Below are 19,321 nucleotides of genomic sequence, written 5' to 3'. Positions count from 1 at the left end.
TGTTCATGACCGTCCACGATCGTCACGAGAAAGAAGGCCGTCCGTGCAGGAGTACGTCATCGAGTTCCCCGGTACCGGCGCCGAGGCCGACGCGCACGCCCGCGATCTGGCCGGCTGGCTGGACGACAGCGGGGAGCTGCGCGGCGCCTCCCGGGTCCGCATGGTGCCCGCCCGGCCGGGGGAGCAGGGCGGGGCCGCCGACGCCGTCATGGTGCTGGCGGCCGCTACGCCGCTGTACGTGCCCTTCTTCAACTGGCTCGTCGAGCGGCGCAAGGCGGGCCGGGTCACGGTCCGGGTGGTGCGCCCCGACGGCACGGAGCAGGAGATCGAGGCGGGCGACGCGGACGACGCCGCGCGGCTGCTCGGCGAGGTGCGGCGCGCGCTGGACGTGACCGGGGACGAATGAGTGAGCCGGCTGTCGCCCGAACCGGTGGTCCCCGACGGGATGAACGCGCGCCTGCTGCTGGTGGGTGCGTCGTCCTTCGTCCGGGGACTGCCGCCGCTGCCCGCGGCGGCGGCCGATGTGCGGGATCTGGCGCAGGCCCTCACGGGCGCCGACGGCCTCTTCGACCCGTCCTCGCTGACCACCCTCACCGATCCCGTGGACGCCGCGCACGTGCTCGGTCCCCTCGCCTCGTACGCGGAGCTCACGGACCCGCTCGACCTGCTGCTCTTCTACTACGCGGGCCACGGGGTGAACGACGAGGCGAAGCGGCTGTGCCTCGCCCTGCCCGGCACCGTCGACCTCCCGCAGGCGGCGCGGCGCACCTCGCTGCCGGTGGACGACGTGGTCGCCGTGATGGGCACCGTGCGGGCCCGCCACCGCGTCGTGATCCTGGACTGCTGCTACGCGGGCCGGGCCCTGGACGCGCCGGGAGCGGCCGACGTCCACCTCCTGCTGGCGTGCGACCGGACCAGCAAGGCGAGCACCGATCCGTCGGGTGAGGGCACCACGCACTTCACCGCCGAGCTCCTGCGCCGGCTGACGGAGGGGGCGCCGGACGGGCCCTCCCACCTCCTGCTCGGCGACCTCTACCGGGGGCTGGCCGAGATGCTGCCGGGGCGCTCACCGCTGGGGCCGCCGCGTCCGCTCCAGCGCGCGGTGGACCTGAGCGGGGATCTGGCCCTGGCCCGCAATCCCGCGTACGGGACGGGCCGCACCGTGCGGGGTCTGGCGGTACGGGCCCGGGAGGCCGAGCGGACCGGCCGGGCCGGGCACGCGCGCCGGGCGGCAGAGCTCTTCGGCCTCATCGCGGACGACGCCTCGCAGGTGCTGCCGCCGGGGCGCGAGCTGCTGCGCTACCGGCGCGCGCAGGCCGCCTGGACCGGGGCGGCCGGCGACCCCGGCGCAGCCGTCGCGCTGCTGGAAGCGGTCGTCGCGCGGCTGGAGGCCGGGCTGCCGGAGGACGGGAGGGGGGCCGGGCCGGCCGGGGACGACGACGATCTGCGCGCCGCCCGCGCGAGCCTGGCGCACTGGAGCGCCCGGGCGGATGCGGTCACCCCCGGCCGAGCGCCCGGTCCAGGCTGATCTCGATCACGACCCGGTCCGGGTTGGGCGAGGGCGTGCGCTCGTAGCGCTCCATGTGGCGGCGTACCGCCTCGTCGACCCTGTCCTGCTCCGTACGCACCCGGGCGACGCCCTCCAGGGTCGCCCAGCGCGCCCGGTGCACCTGGCAGGCGGCGACGCGGGCGCCGTCCGGGCCCGCGGCCAGGATGTGGGCGACCTTGCGGCTGTTCCTGTTGGTGATGATGCGGGCGAGCCCGGCCTCGGGGTCGTACGTCACGCACACCGGCACCACGTGCGGGGTGCCGTCGGGGCGGGGGGTGGTGAGGGTGCTCAGGTGGGACTCGCGCCAGAAGGCGAGGTACTCCGGGCCGGGGTTGCGTACGTCGACTGCCATGGGGTCAGCGTAGGCAGCCCGCGTCGGCCCTGCGGTGGCGGGCGGCCGGACCGGCCGGTTCACTCGGAACAGGGTCTGGGGGCGGGGCTGGGCGCCGGGAGGGGCGCGACCCGGACGAGGGCCCGGAACAGGGGCCCGGAAGGCCGTCCCTTTTTGCCTTGAGTGGAATAGACTCAACTTTGTGCACGTTGATCGTGTCAGTAGTGAGAACGGGCCAGTCATCGCAAGGAGGAGAGAGCGCACGTGGACGCCGAGCTGACCAACAGGAGCCGGGACGCCATCAACGCGGCCACCAGCAGGGCCGTGAAGGACGGGCACCCCGATCTGACCCCCGGGCACCTGCTGCTCGCGCTGCTCTCGGGGGAGGACAACGAGAACCTCATCGATCTGCTGGCCGCCGTCGAGGCGGACCAGATCGCCGTACGCACCGAGACCGAGCGGCTCCTGGGCGCTCAGCCCAGCGTGACCGGCTCGACCGTCGCGCCGCCGCAGCCCAACCGCGAACTGCTCGCCGTCATCAACGACGCCGCCCGCCGGGCGAAGGAGCTCGGCGACGACTACCTCTCCACCGAGCACCTGCTCATCGGCATCGCCGCCGAGGGCGGCCGCGCCGGTGAGATCCTCGACGGACAGGGCGCCAGTGCGAAGAGGCTGCTGGACGCATTCGAGAAGAGCAGGGGAGGGCGCCGGGTGAGCACACCCGACCCGGAGGGTCAGTACAAGGCCCTGGAGAAATTCGGTACGGACTTCACCGCGGCCGCGCGGGACGGCAAGCTCGACCCCGTCATCGGGCGCGACCAGGAGATCCGCCGCGTCGTCCAGGTGCTCTCCCGCCGCACCAAGAACAACCCGGTGCTCATCGGTGAGCCCGGCGTCGGCAAGACCGCCGTCGTCGAAGGGCTCGCCCAGCGCATCGTCAAGGGCGACGTCCCCGAGTCCCTGAAGAACAAGCGGCTCGTCTCGCTCGACCTGGGTGCCATGGTCGCGGGCGCGAAGTACCGCGGCGAGTTCGAGGAGCGGCTGAAGACCGTCCTCTCCGAGATCAAGGAGAGCGACGGCCAGATCATCACGTTCATCGACGAGCTCCACACCGTCGTCGGCGCGGGCGCCGGAGGCGACTCCGCCATGGACGCGGGCAACATGCTCAAGCCCATGCTGGCCCGGGGCGAACTGCGGATGGTCGGCGCCACCACGCTCGACGAGTACCGCGAGCGGATCGAGAAGGACCCCGCCCTGGAGCGCCGCTTCCAGCAGGTGCTCGTGGCCGAGCCGTCCGTCGAGGACACCATCGCGATCCTGCGCGGGCTCAAGGGCCGCTACGAGGCCCACCACAAGGTGCAGATCGCGGACGCCTCCCTGGTCGCCGCGGCGACGCTCTCCGACCGCTACATCACCTCCCGCTTCCTCCCCGACAAGGCCATCGACCTCGTCGACGAGGCGGCCTCCCGGCTGCGCATGGAGATCGACTCCTCGCCCGTCGAGATCGACGAACTCCAGCGCGCCGTCGACCGGTTGCACATGGAGGAACTGGCCCTCAAGAACGAGACGGACCCCGCGTCCAAGCAGCGGCTGGAGAAGCTGCGCCGCGACCTCGCCGACAAGGAGGAGGAGCTGCGCGGGCTCAACGCCCGCTGGGACAAGGAGAAGCAGGGACTGAACCGCGTCGGTGAGCTCAAGGAGCGCCTCGACGAACTGCATGGACAGGCCGAACGGGCGCAGCGCGACGGCGACTTCGACACCGCGTCCAAGCTGCTCTACGGGGAGATCCCGAACCTGGAGCGGGAGCTCGCCGAGGCCGCCGAGGCCGAGCAGGAGGCCGCGAAGGAGCCCAAGGAGACCCTGGTCAAGGAAGAGGTCGGGCCCGACGACATCGCCGACGTCGTCGGCGCGTGGACCGGCATTCCGGCCGGCCGCCTCCTGGAGGGCGAGACCCAGAAGCTGCTGCGCATGGAGCAGGAGCTGGGCAGGCGCCTCATCGGACAGACCGAGGCCGTGCAGGCCGTCTCGGACGCGGTGCGCCGCACCCGGGCCGGTATCGCCGACCCCGACCGGCCCACCGGATCGTTCCTCTTCCTCGGCCCGACCGGCGTCGGCAAGACCGAGCTGGCGAAGGCGCTCGCGGACTTCCTCTTCGACGACGAGCGGGCGATGGTCCGCATCGACATGAGCGAGTACGGCGAGAAGCACAGCGTGGCCCGGCTGGTCGGCGCCCCGCCCGGATATGTCGGCTACGAGGAGGGCGGCCAGCTCACGGAGGCGGTCCGCCGCCGCCCGTACACCGTCGTCCTGCTGGACGAGGTCGAGAAGGCCCACCCCGAGGTCTTCGACATCCTGCTCCAGGTCCTCGACGACGGCCGGCTCACCGACGGCCAGGGCCGGACGGTGGACTTCCGCAACACCATCCTGATCCTGACGTCCAACCTCGGCAGCCAGTACCTGACCGACCCCCTGACCAAGCCCGAGGAGAAGAAGCGGCAGGTCCTGGAGGTCGTGCGGGCCTCCTTCAAGCCGGAGTTCCTCAACCGGCTCGACGACCTGGTGGTCTTCTCCGCCCTGTCCGGCGACGAGCTCGCCCACATCGCGGGGCTCCAGATCGACCGGCTCGCCCGGCGCCTCGCGGACCGGCGCCTCACCCTGGACGTCACCCCGGCCGCCCTGGCCTGGCTGGCGGAGGAGGGCAACGACCCGGCCTACGGCGCCCGGCCGCTGCGCCGCCTGATCCAGACGGCGATCGGCGACCGGCTCGCGAAGGAGATCCTCGCGGGCGAGATCACGGACGGCGACACCGTCCGCGTCGACCGGGCCGGCGACGGCCTGATCGTGGGCGCGGCGACCTGACCGGAGCCCGTGTGGCGTAACCGGAACCCCTCGGCGGCCCCGGTCCCCACCAGCTGGATATCAGCTTGTGGCGGATCGGGGCCGTCCGGGCTTGCCATGCCCCGCCCGCCATGGGAGAGGATGGCAGCCAACCGCACGAAGGGAAATTACGGTGAGCATCGATCCGTCCTCGATTCCTAACTTCGGGGGCCAGCCCGAACCGCAGGCGGCAGGACCGGAGGGCCCCGTCGTCCCTGACCAGGACCTCGTCAAGCAGCTCCTGGAGCAGATGGAGCTGAAGTACGTCGTCGACGACGAGGGCGACCTCGCGGCGCCGTGGGAAGAGTTCCGCACGTACTTCATGTTCCGTGGCGAGGGCGAGCAGCAGGTCTTCTCGGTCCGCACGTTCTACGACCGCCCGCACGACACGGACCAGCGCCCGGTCCTCCTCGACGCGATCGACGACTGGAACCGCCGCACCCTGTGGCCCAAGGTCTACACGCACACGCACGAGGCCGAGGAGGGCTCCGAGGAGACCGGCTCCTCGGTCCGGCTGATCGGTGAGGCGCAGATGCTCATCGGCACCGGCGTCTCCCTGGAGCACTTCGTCTCCTCGACGGTCAGCTGGGTGCGCGCCTCCATCGAGTTCGACAAGTGGCTCCTGGAGCGCCTGGGCCTGGCCCCGGCCGACGACAAGGCGGAAGGCACGGAGCAGGCCGCCCCGGACGCCTGAGCCCCACGCGACGAGCGAACGGCGCGGTGAGCGGTCCCTGCGGACCGCTCACCGCGCCGTTCTCCGTCACAGCCCCTTGAGCCGGGCGACCGCCTCCGCGAGCACCTCCGTGCGCTTGCAGAAGGTGAAGCGGACGAAGGGCGCCCCCTGCTCCCGGTGGTCGTAGAACACGGCGTTGGGAACCCCCACCACCCCGCACCGCACGGGCAGCTCCCGGCAGAACGCGATGCCGTCGCCGCCGCTGCCGAGCGGGCGGATGTCGGTGGTGACGAAGTACGTGCCGGCCGGACGGTAGACCCCGAAACCGGCCTCGGCGAGCCCGTCGCACAGCAGGTCCCGCTTGGCCAGCAGATCGGCGCGCAGCCCCTCGAAGAAGCTGTCGGGCAGCCGCAGGGCCTCCGCGACGGCGTACTGGAGCGGCCCGCCGGAGACGTACGTCAGGTACTGCTTCGCCGAGCGCACCGCGGTCACCAGGGCGGGGCTCGCGGTGATCCAGCCGATCTTCCAGCCGGTGTACGAGAACGTCTTGCCGGCCGAACCGATGGTGACCGTGCGCTCGCGCATCCCGGGGAAGCCGGCGAGCGGCAGGTGTTCGCCCTCGAAGACCAGGTGCTCGTAGACCTCGTCGGTGACGACGAGGAGATCGCGGGCGCACGCCAGCTCGGCGATCGCGCCGAGTTCCTCGCGGGTCAGGACCGTGCCGGTGGGGTTGTGCGGGGTGTTGAGCAGCAGCAGCCGGGTGCGGGGGGTGACGGCCGCGCGCAGTTCGTCGAGGTCCAGCCGGTAGGCGCCGGTGGAGGGTTCGGGGTGCAGGGTGACGGGGACCCGGGTGGCGCCCGCCATGGCGATGCACGCGGCGTACGAGTCGTAGTACGGCTCCAGCGCGACGACCTCGTCCCCCGGCTCCAGGAGGGCCAGCAGCGAGGCCGCGATGGCCTCGGTGGCGCCGGCGGTGACGAGGACCTCGGTGTCGGGGTCGTACGCGAGGGCGTAGCGCCGCTGCTGGTGGGCCGCGATCGCGGTGCGCAGTTCGGGGACGCCGGGCCCCGGCGGGTACTGGTTGCCGTGCCCGGCGCGCAGGGCACGGACCGCCGCCTCGCGGACCTCCTCGGGGCCGTCGGTGTCCGGGAAGCCCTGGCCGAGGTTGATGGCGCCGGTGCGGACGGCCAGCGCGGACATCTCCGCGAAGATCGTCGTGCCGAACTCGGCGAGGCGGCGGTTGAGCAGCGGTCGTCCCTGTGTCATGACCGCCATCCTGCGCGCAAGCTCTGGAGTTGCTCAAGTCTGCTTTGGCCGTACGGGGGCTTGGGCATCTCCCTGGCACGCGGGATTCGGTACGGAGCGGGGGGCTTCGCTTCGGGGGACGGAAGGACGTGGGGTCCGTGAAGGGTGTGGTCATCGGGGTGGTGGTGATCGTGGGCGTCGTGGCGCTCGTCGTGATGATGGCGAGGGCCGGGAGCCACGGGAAGCCGCTGAGCGGCCGGGGCAGGCGGCGGGGTTCGGCGGCCGGCGGTTCGGCGGCCGGTGGCAGCTGGTGGGTGAGCAACGGGGACGGCGGTTCGTCCTGCGGCGGCGGCCACTCCGGTGGTCACTCGTGCGGCGGTGGTTCCTCGTGCGGCGGCGGTTCGTCGTGCGGTGGCGGGGGCGGATGCGGCGGAGGCAGCTGACACGGGGCAGCTGGTCCGCGGCCGGGCAAGGCAGCCGGCCCGGTGTCCGGCGGGACGAGGGGGAGATCCCCTAAGTCCCGCCGGACACCTTTTTGTTGGGCGGTAAAGCGCGTCTGCGGTGGACACCTGAACCGGCAGGCCCCCGGGGGGATGGAAACCACGCCAAGTTGGGTAAAAACGCTGCGAGTGCGGCGTAGTTCGTGATTCCCTCGGTTAAGAGAACATCCAGCCCTCGGACCCCAGTTGGACCTGACCGGGCGCCTCCCACCTCCCACGTCCACCGCGTCGGGGCGCCCCCTGTCCACGTGTCCATGTGTGTTTGCGGAGCCGACCCATGCTCACGACCCTCCATACGGCCTATTCCGACACTCGCGCCGCCGACCTGGCCTGGGCGCTGGGGCGTGAACCGCTCCCGGCTCTGGCCGTCCTCGACCTCCAGCTCGCCGGCGCGCAACTGCAGTTGCGGCTGCTCGGCGCCTCCCACCAGGTGCTGCTGGAGGAGGAGCGCGGCAGCTGTTCCGAGACCGTCGCCTGCATCCCCGGCAGCAGCACCCCGCTGCCCCTGGGCGTCTCCAAGCGGCTGGGGGACTGGGAGTACGAGTTCGCGGCGCGCGTCGAGACGCTTGGCGCGGGCTCCTTCGCCGGGCGCGCGCAGGAGCTGCTGGCGCTCGTCGCCGACCACCCCCACGGGCTGGCCGGCACGTTCCCCGGGAGCCCGCACGCCTTCACCGCCATGCTCGCCCAGCGGACCGAGGGCCAGGTGCGGTGGCGCACCTGGCACGCGTACCCGCAGGAGGGCCGGCTCGTGGTGACACGGACCCGGGTGGGGGTGCGGAAGCCGGCGGCGGCGGCGTTGTGACCGGCCTCCCCGGTGCGCTGAGTGCGCCGATGACACCCGTGTGGGTGACAAGCGGCGACGTTTCCGTGACGTAGCGTTCGCGGCATGATCGACCAGCAGGTGCCGCTGCGACGGAGCGCGGCGCGGCTTCCCGTGCGACCGAGGACCGGCAGGTACCTCGTGCTGGCCACCGTCTTCGTCTGCGCCGCCTGCGGGCTGGTGTACGAGCTGGAACTGGTCGCGCTCGCCTCCTACCTGGTCGGTGACTCCGTCACCCAGGCGTCCGTCGTGCTCTCCGTGATGGTGTTCGCCATGGGCATCGGCTCGCTGCTCGCGAAACGTTTACGCAGCCGCGCCGCGGTCGGTTTCGGGCTGATCGAGGCGGCGCTCGCCCTGGTCGGCGGCTTCTCCGCGATGGTGCTCTACGCGTCGTTCGCCTGGATCGGGGAGTCGCGGTACGCGCTCGTCGGGTTCTCGCTGGCGATCGGAGTCCTGATCGGTGCGGAGATCCCGCTGCTGATGACGCTGATCCAGCGGGTGGACCGGCAGGACGCGGGCGGGGCGGTGGCCGATCTCTTCGCCGCCGACTACGTGGGCGCGCTGGTGGGCGGGCTGGCGTTCCCCTTCCTGCTGCTGCCGATGCTCGGGCAGCTCACGGGTGCGCTGTTCACCGGGGCGGTCAACGCGGCGGCGGGCGGGGCGCTCGTCCTGTGGGTGTTCCGGCGGGACCTCACGGGCCGCTCCCGGTGGCTGCTGGTCGCCGTGAACGTCACGGTGATCGTCGCGCTCGCCGCGGCCGCGGTGCTGGCCGCCGACTTCGAGCGGGCGGCCCGGCGGGCGGTCTACGGGGACCAGGTGCGGGTCGCGGTGCAGACGGAGGTCCAGGAGGTCGTGCTGACCGGTGCGGACCGCGGCCGCCTCGACCTCTACCTGGACGGGCGGCTGCGGGTCAGCTCCCGGGACGAGTACCGCTACCACGAGGCGCTGGTGCACCCGGCGATGAACGGGCCGCACGCCCGGGTGCTGGTCCTGGGCGGCGGGGACGGGCTGGCCGCCCGCGAGGTGCTGCGCTACCCCGACGTGCGGAGCGTGACCGTGGTGGAGCTGGACCCCGGCGTCACCCGGTTGGCCCGGACCGACCGCGCGCTCTCCGCGCTGAACGCGCACGCCTACCGCGATCCGCGGCTGACGGCCGTGACCGGGGACGCGTTCAGCTGGCTGCGGACGGCGCACGACCGCTACGACGTGGTGATCACGGACCTGCCGGACCCGGGGATCTCCACCAGTACGAAGCTCTACTCGGCGGAGTTCTACGGACTGGCCGCCCAGGCGCTGGCACCGGGCGGCCGGCTGGCGGTGCACGGGGGCCCGGCGGTGACCCGGCCGCGCACGTACTGGACGGTCGAGGCATCGATGCGTGCGGCGGGGCTGCACACCCGCCCGTACCGCATCACCGGGCGGTACGCCGGATTCGCGGCCGGCCCCGACCGGTCCACGGGCCGGACGGCGGAGGTGCACGGCTGGGGCTTCGTGCTGGCGGCGGCCGGTGCGGCGCCGCCGCTCGGCCTGGACCCGGGGGCGCCGCGGCTGCGGTCCCTGACGGGCCCCGTGCTGCGGGACGCGGGGCGGCGGGCGGAGTCCGGGCGGCTGAGCGGCCAGGAGCCGTCGACGCTGGTGCGTCCTCGGTACTGGGAGGAGGGGTGAGCGGCGCGGCCGGGGCCGCGGTGGCGGCTGCCGGCGACGCGGAAGCGCTGACGCGGTGGCCGGGGCTGAGTAGGCTCGGTTTCCATGGAGCATGAGGTGTTCGTTCCGGTTCCGGTCCCGGCCCTTCGGCGGACGCTGGGCGATCCCGCCCGGGTCGCGCGCTGCGTGCCGGGCCTCCAGCAGGACGCCGACACGTCCGCGGGCCCGCTGACCGGCCGGCTCAAGGTCCGGGCCGGCGGCCACACCATCACCTACCGGGGCACGCTGCGGCTCACCCCGCTGGAGGGCGGGGAGGCCGCGTACGGCGTGACCGTGGCGGGCGAGGGAGCGGAGGCGCGCGGCAGCGGTTCGGCGAAGCTGGCCCTGACCGTACGCCTCACCGCACGCGACGACGGTACGGCGATCGCCTTCGAGGGCACGGTGAGCGGCGAGGGACGTCTGCTGGAGCTGGACCCGGCGGCCGCGCTGTCGGCGGCCCACCGTCTGCTCGACCGGTTCGCGCAGCAACTGGTGACGGAGACCCTCGCCCAGCCGGGGGCGGCGGCGCGGGACACCGGGCAGCGCTACGAGGGCGACGCCGTGGGTGAGGGCGCCGGGCAGGGAACCGCGGGCGAGGCCGTGGCCGAGCCCGGGGCGGCCGTCGACCCCGAGGAGCAGGCCGTCGGCGAAGCGGTGGAGCAGGCCATCGAGGAGGCCGCCGAGGAGGCGGACACGTCGGGTACCGAGGGGGCCCCACGCCCGCACGACGCGGGCGCGGACGAGCCGCCGGCCGGGGAACAGCCGCCGGACCAGGCCTCCGTCTTCGACACCCCGGTGCCGCCGTCCTCGCTGGACCCGGTGGCCGGGATCGAGTTCACCGTCCCGGACGGGCCGCCCGCGGAGGCCGCGCACGCCCGGCGCACCATGATCGGCCGCAGTGCGGAGGAGGTCGACCACGCTCCGCCGCGCGGCCGGTACGCCCCGGTGCCGTCACCCGACGCGGCCGGGGCGGGCGCCACACTCCGCTGGGTGGCCCCCGCGGCGGCCCTCGCCCTCGCCTCCGCGGTCGTGGTCGGCCGGGCGCTGCGGCGCCGGAGGTAGCAGCGCCAGTAGGGTCGTCGTGTGAGCAGTAGCGAGAAGGACGTCCGGCTGTCCGTCGGCGACGCAGAGTTGACCGTGAACCCCGCCAACGGCTGTCGCATCAGCAGCTTGCGGATCGGTGGCACCGAAGTGTTGCGGCAGGGGGAGCGGTACGGCTGCTTCCCCATGGTGCCGTGGTGCGGGCGGACCGAGAACGGGCAGTTCCACAACGGCGACGTGCTGCACCAGATGCCGCTGACCGCCCCGCCGCACGCCATCCACGGCACGGGCCGTGACACGGCCTGGCGCACGGCGCGGGCGAGCGGGACGGACGCCGCGTTCTACTACGACCTGACCGACCCCTGGCCGTACCCCGGGCGGGTGACGCAGACCTTCGAGCTGACCGAGTCCTCCCTGACCTTGGCGTTCGGTGTCGAGACGTACGGGGACTCCTTCCCGGCACAGGCCGGCTGGCATCCGTGGTTCCGGCGCAACCTCGGCAGCGGCGAGGACGTCCGGATCGACTTCGACGCCGCGTGGCAGGAGGAGCGGGGCGAGAACCATCTGCCGACAGGCCGCCGGATCCCTCCCCTGGCCGGGCCGTGGGACGACTGCTTCGGCATGCCCGACGGCGTCGATGTGACCCTCACCTGGCCGGAGCAGCTGGAGCTGTCCGTGAAGAGCCGGACCGAGTGGGTCGTGATCTACGACGAGCAGGACGAGGCGGTCTGCGTGGAGCCGCAGTCGGGCCCGCCCAACGGGCTGAACACGGCGCCCCGCTACGTCACCCCGATCGAGCCCCTGGAGATCGGCACGACCTGGAGCTGGCGCCGGCTCTGAGGACGGGCACGGCGTGCGGCCGGTGGGGGTTCCGGGCCCGAGCGGTTCCGCGGGCACGCACGGCGTGGGGCCGGTGCGGGTTCCGCGTGCGGGCACGGGGCGGTACCGGGGACCTTATCCTCGTAGCCATGACTGACGTACGTGCTGAGCTGTTGCAGCAGATCAAGGACAAGGCCGTAGTTCACGGCAAGGTGACGCTCTCCTCCGGGCTCGAGGCCGACTGGTACATCGATCTGCGCCGCATCACGCTGGACGGCAAGGCCGCTCCCATGGTCGGTCAGGTCATGCTCGACGCCACCGCGGAGCTCGACTACGACTGCGTGGGCGGGCTGACGCTGGGTGCCGACCCGGTCGCCACCTCGATGCTGCACGCCTCCGCCGCCCGGGGGCAGGAGCTGGACGCGTTCGTGGTGCGCAAGGCGCAGAAGGCCCACGGGATGCAGCGCCGCATCGAGGGCACGGACGTCAAGGGCCGCCGCTGCCTGGTCGTCGAGGACACCTCGACGACCGGTGGCTCGCCGCTGACCGCCGTCGAGGCGGTGCGTGAGGCGGGTGGCGAGGTCGTCGCCGTCGCCGTGATCGTGGAGCGGGGAGCGGCTCCGGCCATCGCCGAGGCGGGCCTGCCGTATGTCCATGTCTACTCGGTCCCGGACCTCGACCTGTCCTGACCTGCGGTTTCCCTCAAGGGGGGCCGGTTTCACGTGAAACCGGCCCCCCTTGTCGTATCTCCGCAGCGCGAGCCCGGGAACGCTGGGGGAGTACACCGGGTGGAGCCGGGACCAGAGTCTGGGAGGATGGGGGCGACGATGACGTCGCCCCCAGGTCAGGGAACCCGCAACGCACACCGCACATCCCAAGGAGCGGACAGATGCCCATCGCAACCCCCGAGGTCTACGCCGAGATGCTCGACCGGGCGAAGGCAGGCAAGTTCGCCTACCCGGCCATCAATGTGACGTCGACGCAGACCCTGCACGCTGCGCTGCGCGGCTTCGCGGAGGCCGAGAGCGACGGCATCGTCCAGATCTCCACCGGTGGGGCGGAGTTCCTGGGCGGCCAGTACAACAAGGACATGGTCACGGGCGCCGTCGCCCTCGCCGAGTTCGCGCACATCGTCGCCGCCAAGTACGACGTCACGGTCGCGCTGCACACCGACCACTGCCCCAAGGACAAGCTGGACACGTACGTCCGTCCGCTGATCGACATCTCCGCGGAGCGTGTCGCCAAGGGTCTGAACCCGCTGTTCCAGTCCCACATGTGGGACGGCTCGGCCGAGACGCTGGCCGACAACCTGGCCATCGGCCAGGAGCTGCTGGCCAAGGCCGCCGCCGCCAAGATCATCCTTGAGGTCGAGATCACCCCGACCGGCGGCGAGGAGGACGGCGTCACCCACGAGATCAACGACGAGCTCTACACGACCGTCGACGACGCGCTGCGCACCGCCGAGGCGCTCGGCCTGGGCGAGAAGGGCCGCTACCTGCTCGCCGCGTCCTTCGGCAACGTGCACGGTGTCTACAAGCCGGGCAACGTCGTCCTGCGCCCGGAGCTCCTCAAGGACCTCCAGGAGGGTGTCGGCGCCAAGTACGGCAAGACGTCCCCCTTCGACTTCGTCTTCCACGGCGGCTCCGGCTCCACCGCCGAGGAGATCGCCACCGCGCTGGAGAACGGCGTCGTGAAGATGAACCTCGACACCGACACCCAGTACGCCTTCACCCGCCCGATCGTGGACCACGTGTTCCGTAACTACGACGGTGTGCTGAAGGTCGACGGCGAGGTCGGCAACAAGAAGGTCTACGACCCGCGCAGCTGGGGCAAGTCCGCCGAGGGCGGCATGGCCAAGCGCGTCACGGAGGCCTGCGCCAACCTGCGGTCCACCGGCACCAAGCTGAAGTAACCCCGTACGGATGTCCGCCTGGGCCCGGTACCCCTCGGGGGTGCCGGGCCCGTGGCATGCCCGTACCCGGCAGGAATGATGTGAGGGAACAGCTGTGAGTACGTCCTACGACTTCGACACCGTCATCGACCGCCGCGGCACCTGGAGCGTGCAGTGGGACGGGGTCGCGGACCGCTTCGGGGTGGACGGGCTCCTGCCGTTCACCATTTCGGACATGGACTTCGAGACGGCCCCCGAGGTGCTGGCCGCGCTGCGGGCCCGGCTCGGTCACGGCGTGTTCGGCTACACCGACTGGCGGCTGGGCGACTTCCGCGCGGCGGTGGCGCACTGGTTCGCGACCCGGTACGGCACCACGATCGACACCGGGCGGCTGGTGTACGGGCCGTCCGTGCTCAGCCAGTTGTCCCAGCTGCTCCAGATGTGGACGGCCGAGGGGGACGGCGTCGTCGTGCACACCCCGACGTACGACGGCTTCCGCAAGGCGGTCACCGGGCTCGGCCGCGAGCTGCGCGGCGTGGCGCTGGGGGACACGGACGCGCTGGAGCGGGAGCTGGCGCGGGAGGACAGCAAGGTCCTCGTGGTCTGCTCCCCGCACAACCCCTCGGGGCGGGTGTGGACGGAGGCGGAGCTCGCGGAGATGGCCTCGCTCGCCGCGCGCCACGGGGTCGCCGTGATCAGCGACGAGATCCACGCGGACTTCGTGCACGACGGGCGGGTCCACGTGCCGTGGACGCGGGTGGGGGGCGACGGGCGCTGGGCGCTCGTCACGTCGGCCTCGAAGGCGTTCAACTTCCCCGCGCTGACCGGTTCCTACGGGATCATCGGCCGTGCCGAGGACCGGACGGAGTTCCTGCGCCGGATGGAGACCGCGGAGGGCCTCGCCTCGCCGGCGGTGCTCTCGCTGACCGCGCACATCGCCGCGTACCGGGAGGGCGCGGCGTGGCTGGACGCCGTGCGCGCGTACGTCGCCGGGAACCTGGCCCTGGTCGCTGAGCGGCTGAACGCGGCGTTCCCCGGTCTGGAGTGGGAGCCGCCGCAGGCCGGGTACCTGGCCTGGATCGACCTGCGACGGGCGGGCGTGGCGGACGACGAGGCGCTCCAGCGGGTGCTGGTCGAGCGGGAACGGGTCGCGGTGATGCCGGGGAGCGTGTACGGGGCGGCGGGCTTCGTACGGCTGAACGTGGGGTGCGCGCGGAGCAAGGTGGAGGCGGGGGTGGAGGCGCTGATCCGGGCGGTGGAGGCGGTGCGGGGCGCCGCGTAGCCGGTTTCGCGGGCGCGGGGCGGGCACGGGGCGGGCGCGGCGGCGCGAGGCGCGGCCGGTTCCGGGGGCGCTGCCCCCGGGCCCCGCTCCTCGCTCGCCGACAGGCTTGAACGGGCCCGGCCGGGCTTGATCTCCACTGGCCCCCGGCCCCCGGGACGACGATGCTGAGCCCATGGCGGAGCAAGCAGCAGACCCCACCGGCATCCGTGTCGCCTCCCCCACCGGCCGCTGGATCGTCCTCACGACCGTGCTCGGGTCGAGCATGGCCATGCTCGACTCCACCGTCATCAACGTCGCCCTGCCCCGCATCGGCGAGGACTTCGGCACCGGCCTGGCCGCGCTCCAGTGGACCGTCAACGCCTACATGCTGACCCTCGCCGGGCTGATCCTCCTCGGTGGAGCGCTCGGCGACCGATACGGGCGACGCCGGGTCTTCGTCGTCGGCGTGGTGTGGTTCGCCGCCGCCTCGCTGCTCTGCGGCGTCGCGCCCGACGCGAACGTGCTCATCGCCGCCCGTGCCCTGCAGGGCGTCGGCGGGGCCCTGCTCACCCCGGGGTCGCTGGCCCTGATCCAGGCGAGTTTCCACCCGGACGACCGGGCCCGCGCGGTCGGACTGTGGTCGGGGTTCGGCGGGGTCGGGGCCGCCGTCGGGCCGTTCGTCGGCGGGTGGCTCGTCGACGGGCCCGGCTGGCGATGGGTGTTCCTGCTCAATCTGCCGCTCGCCGCGATCTGCGTACCCGTCGCCCTGCGCCACGTACCGGAGTCCCGGGACCCGTACGAGCACGGCCGCTTCGACGTCCTGGGGGCGGTGCTCGGGGCCCTCGCGCTCGCGCTGGTGACGTACGCGCTGATCGAGGCGCCGGGGCAGGGGGCTTCCCCGGCCGTGATCGGCGGGGCGGTGGGCGGAGTGCTGCTCGGCGTCGCGTTCGTCCAGGTCGAACGGCGGCGGCGGGACCCCATGCTGCCGCCGTCGGTGTTCGCGTCCCGGCAGTTCACCGTCGTCAACATCGTCACCCTCTGCGTGTACGCGGCGCTCGGCGGCTTCTTCTTCCTCTCCGCCATCCAGCTCCAGGTCGTGGCGGGGTACTCCGCCCTCGGCGCGGGCACCGCCCTGCTGCCGACCACCGTCCTGATGCTGCTGTTTTCGGCCTCGTCGGGCGAGCTGGGCCGGCGCATCGGCCCCCGCATCCCGCTCACCGTCGGTCCGCTGACCGCCGCCGCCGGAATGCTGCTCATGCTGCGCGTCGGGCCTGGGTCCAGTTCCGTGACCGGATACCTGACCGACGTCCTCCCCGCCGTCGCCGTCCTCGGCGTCGGGCTCGTCACCCTCGTCGCACCGCTCACCGCGACCGTCCTGGCCTCCGTGGACACCGGCCGGGCCGGCCTCGCCAGCGGGATCAACAACGCCGCGGCCCGCGCCGCCGGGCTGATCGCGGTGGCAGCGCTGCCCCTGCTGGCCGGCATGGGGCCGGAGGCCTACCGGGACGCCGGCGAGTTCGCCGCGACCTTCCGGCGCGCCATGCCGATGTGCGCCGGGCTGCTCGTCCTCGGCGCCCTCATCGCCTGGGCGACCGTGCGTACGCCGCCGGCCGCCGCGCAGGACACCGCGCAGCCGGAGTGCACGGTGCACTGCGGCGTCACGAGCCCCCCGCTCGAACCCGCCCCGGACAGGTCCTGAACGTTTCGCGGCATTGTCCGCACCGGATGCCCCGGGCGGCGCCGGCGCCAGGCACACTTGAACCCATGTCGATCCACGAGAACCTGCTCGGGGGCCCTGCCCCGACCCACCTGCCCGACGACCCGGAGCCGCGGGAACTGCTCGCCGCCGGCACCGCGCCGGCCGATGTCGCGGCGAAGTACCCGACCTCCTCGCTGGCCTGGGCACAGCTCGCCGACGAGGCGTTCGAGGGCGGCCGGGTCATCGAGTCGTACGCCTACGCCCGCACCGGCTACCACCGCGGCCTGGACGCGCTGCGCCGGGCCGGCTGGAAGGGCCACGGCCCCGTGCCGTTCGAGCACGAGCCGAACCGTGGCTTCCTGCGCGCCCTGCACGCCCTCGCGCGCGCCGCGCAGTCGATCGGGGAGCAGGAGGAGTACGAGCGCTGCTCGACGTTCCTCCGCGACTCCTCGCCGACCGCCGCCCAGACGCTCGGCTAGCCGACGCGCACCCCTGCCGGGCCCCGTGGACGATCACCGTCCGCGGGGCCTGCGCGCGTGGAGCGGCCGCCGTTTAGGATGCGGGCAGGGGACCGGAGCTCCACCACCTCACGGTGGGGGCGGACCGCTACCCGGAAGCTCGTGTCGAGGAGACAGCGATGTCGACGATTCACCCCGACCCCGAAGCCACCGGTGCGCAGACCCCGCACCTCGACTTCGCGGGAACGACTCCCTACGAGGACTACGTCCAGGCGGACGTTCTCACCCACCTCCAGCACCTGCGCTCGGACGATCCCGGCGAGATGGTCTTCCTGGTCACCACCCAGGTCATGGAGCTGTGGTTCACCGTCATCGTCCATGAGTGGGAGACCGCGGCGCACGCCCTGCGCGAGGACCGGCTGGACGCAGCGCAGGACGCGCTCAAGCGCTCGCTGCGCGAGCTGGAGGCGCTGAACGCCTCCTGGACGCCCCTGGCCCAGCTCACCCCGGCCCAGTTCAACTCCTACCGGTCCGCGCTCGGCGAGGGTTCCGGCTTCCAGTCGGCGATGTACCGGCGGATGGAGTTCCTGCTCGGCGACAAGTCCGCGTCCATGCTCGTGCCGCACCGGGGCGCGCCCCGCGTCCACGCCGAGCTGGAGAAGGCGCTCGCCGAGCCGGGTCTGTACGACGAGACGCTGGCCCTGCTCGCCCGGCGCGGCCACGCGATCCCGGAGGCCGTGCTCGGCCGGGACCTGACCCGGAAGTACGAGCCGTCGCCCGAGGTCGAGGCCGTCTGGGCGGAGATCTACGCCAACCCCGACCAGAACGACGAACTGGTCCGCCTCGGCGAGGTGCTCACCGACGTCGGCGAACTGGTGTGGCGCTGGCGCAACGACCACCTCGTCGCCACCAGGCGGGCCATGGGCTCCAAGACCGGGACCGGCGGCTCCGCCGGGGTCGCCTGGCTGGAGAAGCGCGCCACGAAGAGCGTGTTCCCCGAGCTCTGGACGGCCCGCAGCCATGTCTGACCTGCAGGAGCGCGCAGAGGCGCTCGACCGTGCGGACGAACTGGCGCCGCTGCGCGCGCTGTTCACCCTCGACGACACCGTCTACCTGGACGGCAACTCCCTGGGAGCGCTGCCCCGCCACGTGCCCGCCCGGCTGCAGGAGGTCCTCACCCGCGAGTGGGGCGAGCTGCGCATCCGGTCCTGGGACGAGAGCGGCTGGTGGACGGCGCCGGAGCGGATCGGTGACCGCATCGCCCCGATCGTGGGGGCGGCCGCGGGACAGATCGTCGTCGGCGACTCGACGAGCGTGAACGTCTTCAAGGCCGTCGTCGCCGCGACCCGGCTGGCGCCTCAGGGCCGCGACGAGATCCTGGTCGACGCCTCCACCTTCCCGACCGACGGGTACATCGCCACGTCGGCGGCCCGGATGACGGGCCACCGGATCGTCCCGGTCGCCCCCTCCGACGTGCCGGGCGCGCTCGGCCCGCGTACCGCCGCCGTGCTGCTCAACCACGTCGACTACCGCTCCGGCCGGCTCCACGACCTGCCCGGCCTCACCGCCGCGGTGCACGCCGTGGGGGCGATCGCCGTCTGGGACCTGTGCCACAGCGCGGGCGCGCTGCCCGTCGGGCTGGACGCCCACGGGGTGGACCTGGCGGTCGGCTGCACGTACAAGTACCTCAACGGCGGCCCCGGTTCGCCCGCGTACCTGTACGTCGCCGAGCGGCACCAGGCGGCCTTCGACTCGCCCCTGCCGGGGTGGACCTCGCACGCCGACCCCTTCGCGATGACGCCCGGGTACGCCCCGGCCGACGGCGCGGTCCGGGGCCGGGTCGGCACCCCCGACATCCTGTCCATGCTGGCGCTGGAGGCCTCCCTCGACGTCTGGGACGGGGTCGGCATCGAAGCGGTGCGGGCCAAGTCCCTGGCGCTGACGGACTTCTTCCTGGAGTGCGTCGCCGCGTACGCCCCCGAGGGCCGGGTCACCCCGGTCACCCCGGCCGCCCACGCGGAACGCGGCAGCCAGGTCGCGCTGCGGTGCGAGGACGCCGAACCCGTGATGGGCGAGCTCATCGCGCGCGGTGTCGTGGGGGACCTGCGCCGGCCGGATGTGCTGCGGTTCGGTTTCACACCGCTGTACGTGGGGTTCGCGGACGTGGAACGTGCGGCGCGCGTGCTCGCGGACGTGTTGACCGCCTCGGCGGCGTAGGCTTCCGGGTCCGTCCGGCGACCGGCTCGCCCCGGTCGCCGGACGGGTCCCGGGCCCGCAAGGAGCGCGGCCACGACCCGAGCCCGGCGTGCACCGGGCTCCCCCTTTGGCCGACGGGGCACAGGGGCCGTCCGACGGGACACAGGGGCGGCGCGACCGCCTCGACCCGGTGGTCTCCTGCGAGGGGGAGCCCCTTCTCCGGTGACCTCCGGGACGGGCCGGACGCGGTGTACTGCCACCGGCTCGCCCGTCAGGGG

The 19,321-nt window shown here is 73.1% G+C and carries 18 protein-coding genes; 16 read left to right on the top strand and 2 right to left on the bottom strand.

What is annotated here, in order from left to right:
* Positions 1 to 43: 43 nt before the first annotated feature.
* On the top strand, positions 44 to 406 hold the full coding sequence (locus tag ABZ454_RS00540) for a hypothetical protein (protein WP_359535258.1): 363 nt from the start codon (positions 44 to 46) through the stop codon (positions 404 to 406).
* The gene (locus ABZ454_RS00535; protein WP_359535256.1) at positions 407 to 1,528 is read left to right on the top strand and encodes a caspase family protein; all 1,122 of its coding nucleotides are present in this window, start codon (positions 407 to 409) and stop codon (positions 1,526 to 1,528) included.
* Here the strand turns inward: ABZ454_RS00535 and ABZ454_RS00530 are convergent.
* Positions 1,497 to 1,901, bottom strand: a complete 405-nt coding sequence (locus ABZ454_RS00530; protein WP_356322292.1) for a pyridoxamine 5'-phosphate oxidase family protein — start codon at positions 1,899 to 1,901, stop codon at positions 1,497 to 1,499. The genes ABZ454_RS00535 and ABZ454_RS00530 overlap by 32 nt on opposite strands.
* Before the next feature lie 243 nt (positions 1,902 to 2,144).
* Between ABZ454_RS00530 and clpB the strand changes: the two genes are divergently transcribed.
* Together clpB and ABZ454_RS00520 are read left to right on the top strand one after the other, a co-directional pair.
* The gene (gene clpB, locus ABZ454_RS00525; RefSeq protein WP_359535253.1) at positions 2,145 to 4,739 is read left to right on the top strand and encodes an ATP-dependent chaperone ClpB; all 2,595 of its coding nucleotides are present in this window, start codon (positions 2,145 to 2,147) and stop codon (positions 4,737 to 4,739) included.
* A 151-nt stretch (positions 4,740 to 4,890) separates the two neighbouring features.
* Positions 4,891 to 5,451, top strand: coding sequence for a YbjN domain-containing protein (locus ABZ454_RS00520; protein WP_356322290.1), 561 nt, complete (start codon positions 4,891 to 4,893; stop codon positions 5,449 to 5,451).
* A 66-nt stretch (positions 5,452 to 5,517) separates the two neighbouring features.
* Here ABZ454_RS00520 and ABZ454_RS00515 read toward each other — a convergent pair whose 3' ends face one another.
* On the bottom strand, positions 5,518 to 6,696 hold the full coding sequence (locus ABZ454_RS00515) for a pyridoxal phosphate-dependent aminotransferase (protein WP_359535251.1): 1,179 nt from the start codon (positions 6,694 to 6,696) through the stop codon (positions 5,518 to 5,520).
* 137 nt (positions 6,697 to 6,833) lie between these two features.
* On the opposite strand from ABZ454_RS00515, the gene ABZ454_RS00510 reads away from it, so the two are divergent.
* The 12 genes from ABZ454_RS00510 (at position 6,834) to kynU (ending at position 19,064) form a co-directional block, all read left to right on the top strand.
* Positions 6,834 to 7,118: a hypothetical protein gene (locus ABZ454_RS00510; protein ID WP_356322288.1), complete on the top strand. Its 285-nt coding sequence runs from the start codon at positions 6,834 to 6,836 to the stop codon at positions 7,116 to 7,118.
* Between the two features lie 334 nt (positions 7,119 to 7,452).
* The gene (locus ABZ454_RS00505; RefSeq protein ID WP_359535249.1) at positions 7,453 to 7,977 is read left to right on the top strand and encodes a DUF2617 family protein; all 525 of its coding nucleotides are present in this window, start codon (positions 7,453 to 7,455) and stop codon (positions 7,975 to 7,977) included.
* Between the two features lie 84 nt (positions 7,978 to 8,061).
* On the top strand, positions 8,062 to 9,660 hold the full coding sequence (locus tag ABZ454_RS00500; RefSeq protein ID WP_359535246.1) for a polyamine aminopropyltransferase: 1,599 nt from the start codon (positions 8,062 to 8,064) through the stop codon (positions 9,658 to 9,660).
* A gap of 84 nt (positions 9,661 to 9,744) precedes the next feature.
* A complete protein-coding gene (locus ABZ454_RS00495; protein ID WP_359535243.1) occupies positions 9,745 to 10,740 on the top strand; it encodes an SRPBCC domain-containing protein in 996 nt (331 codons plus the stop codon).
* Positions 10,741 to 10,761: 21 nt separating this feature from the next.
* A complete protein-coding gene (locus ABZ454_RS00490; protein WP_359535241.1) occupies positions 10,762 to 11,559 on the top strand; it encodes an aldose 1-epimerase in 798 nt (265 codons plus the stop codon).
* A 128-nt stretch (positions 11,560 to 11,687) separates the two neighbouring features.
* Complete coding sequence (gene pyrE / locus ABZ454_RS00485) at positions 11,688 to 12,227, top strand: orotate phosphoribosyltransferase (RefSeq protein ID WP_311311598.1); 540 nt, start codon at positions 11,688 to 11,690, stop codon at positions 12,225 to 12,227.
* A gap of 200 nt (positions 12,228 to 12,427) precedes the next feature.
* Complete coding sequence (gene fbaA, locus ABZ454_RS00480) at positions 12,428 to 13,450, top strand: class II fructose-bisphosphate aldolase (protein WP_356322283.1); 1,023 nt, start codon at positions 12,428 to 12,430, stop codon at positions 13,448 to 13,450.
* A 94-nt stretch (positions 13,451 to 13,544) separates the two neighbouring features.
* Positions 13,545 to 14,711, top strand: a complete 1,167-nt coding sequence (locus ABZ454_RS00475; protein ID WP_359535238.1) for a MalY/PatB family protein — start codon at positions 13,545 to 13,547, stop codon at positions 14,709 to 14,711.
* Between the two features lie 172 nt (positions 14,712 to 14,883).
* A complete protein-coding gene (locus ABZ454_RS00470) occupies positions 14,884 to 16,389 on the top strand; it encodes an MFS transporter (protein WP_356322281.1) in 1,506 nt (501 codons plus the stop codon).
* A gap of 65 nt (positions 16,390 to 16,454) precedes the next feature.
* Positions 16,455 to 16,868, top strand: coding sequence for a DUF3151 domain-containing protein (locus ABZ454_RS00465; protein ID WP_356322280.1), 414 nt, complete (start codon positions 16,455 to 16,457; stop codon positions 16,866 to 16,868).
* 158 nt (positions 16,869 to 17,026) lie between these two features.
* Entirely contained in the window at positions 17,027 to 17,875 is an 849-nt protein-coding gene (locus tag ABZ454_RS00460; RefSeq protein WP_359535234.1) for a tryptophan 2,3-dioxygenase family protein, read from the top strand.
* Positions 17,868 to 19,064 carry a kynureninase gene (kynU, locus tag ABZ454_RS00455; RefSeq protein ID WP_359535231.1) on the top strand — a complete coding sequence of 399 codons (1,197 nt, stop codon included), beginning with the start codon at positions 17,868 to 17,870 and terminating at the stop codon, positions 19,062 to 19,064. Before ABZ454_RS00460 ends, kynU begins: the two co-directional genes overlap by 8 nt.
* Positions 19,065 to 19,321 lie beyond the last annotated feature (257 nt).

Source organism: Streptomyces sp. NPDC005803 (assembly GCF_040630435.1).
Classification (GTDB): Bacteria; Actinomycetota; Actinomycetes; order Streptomycetales; family Streptomycetaceae; genus Streptomyces.
This window is presented reverse-complemented; position numbering and strand designations above follow the sequence as displayed.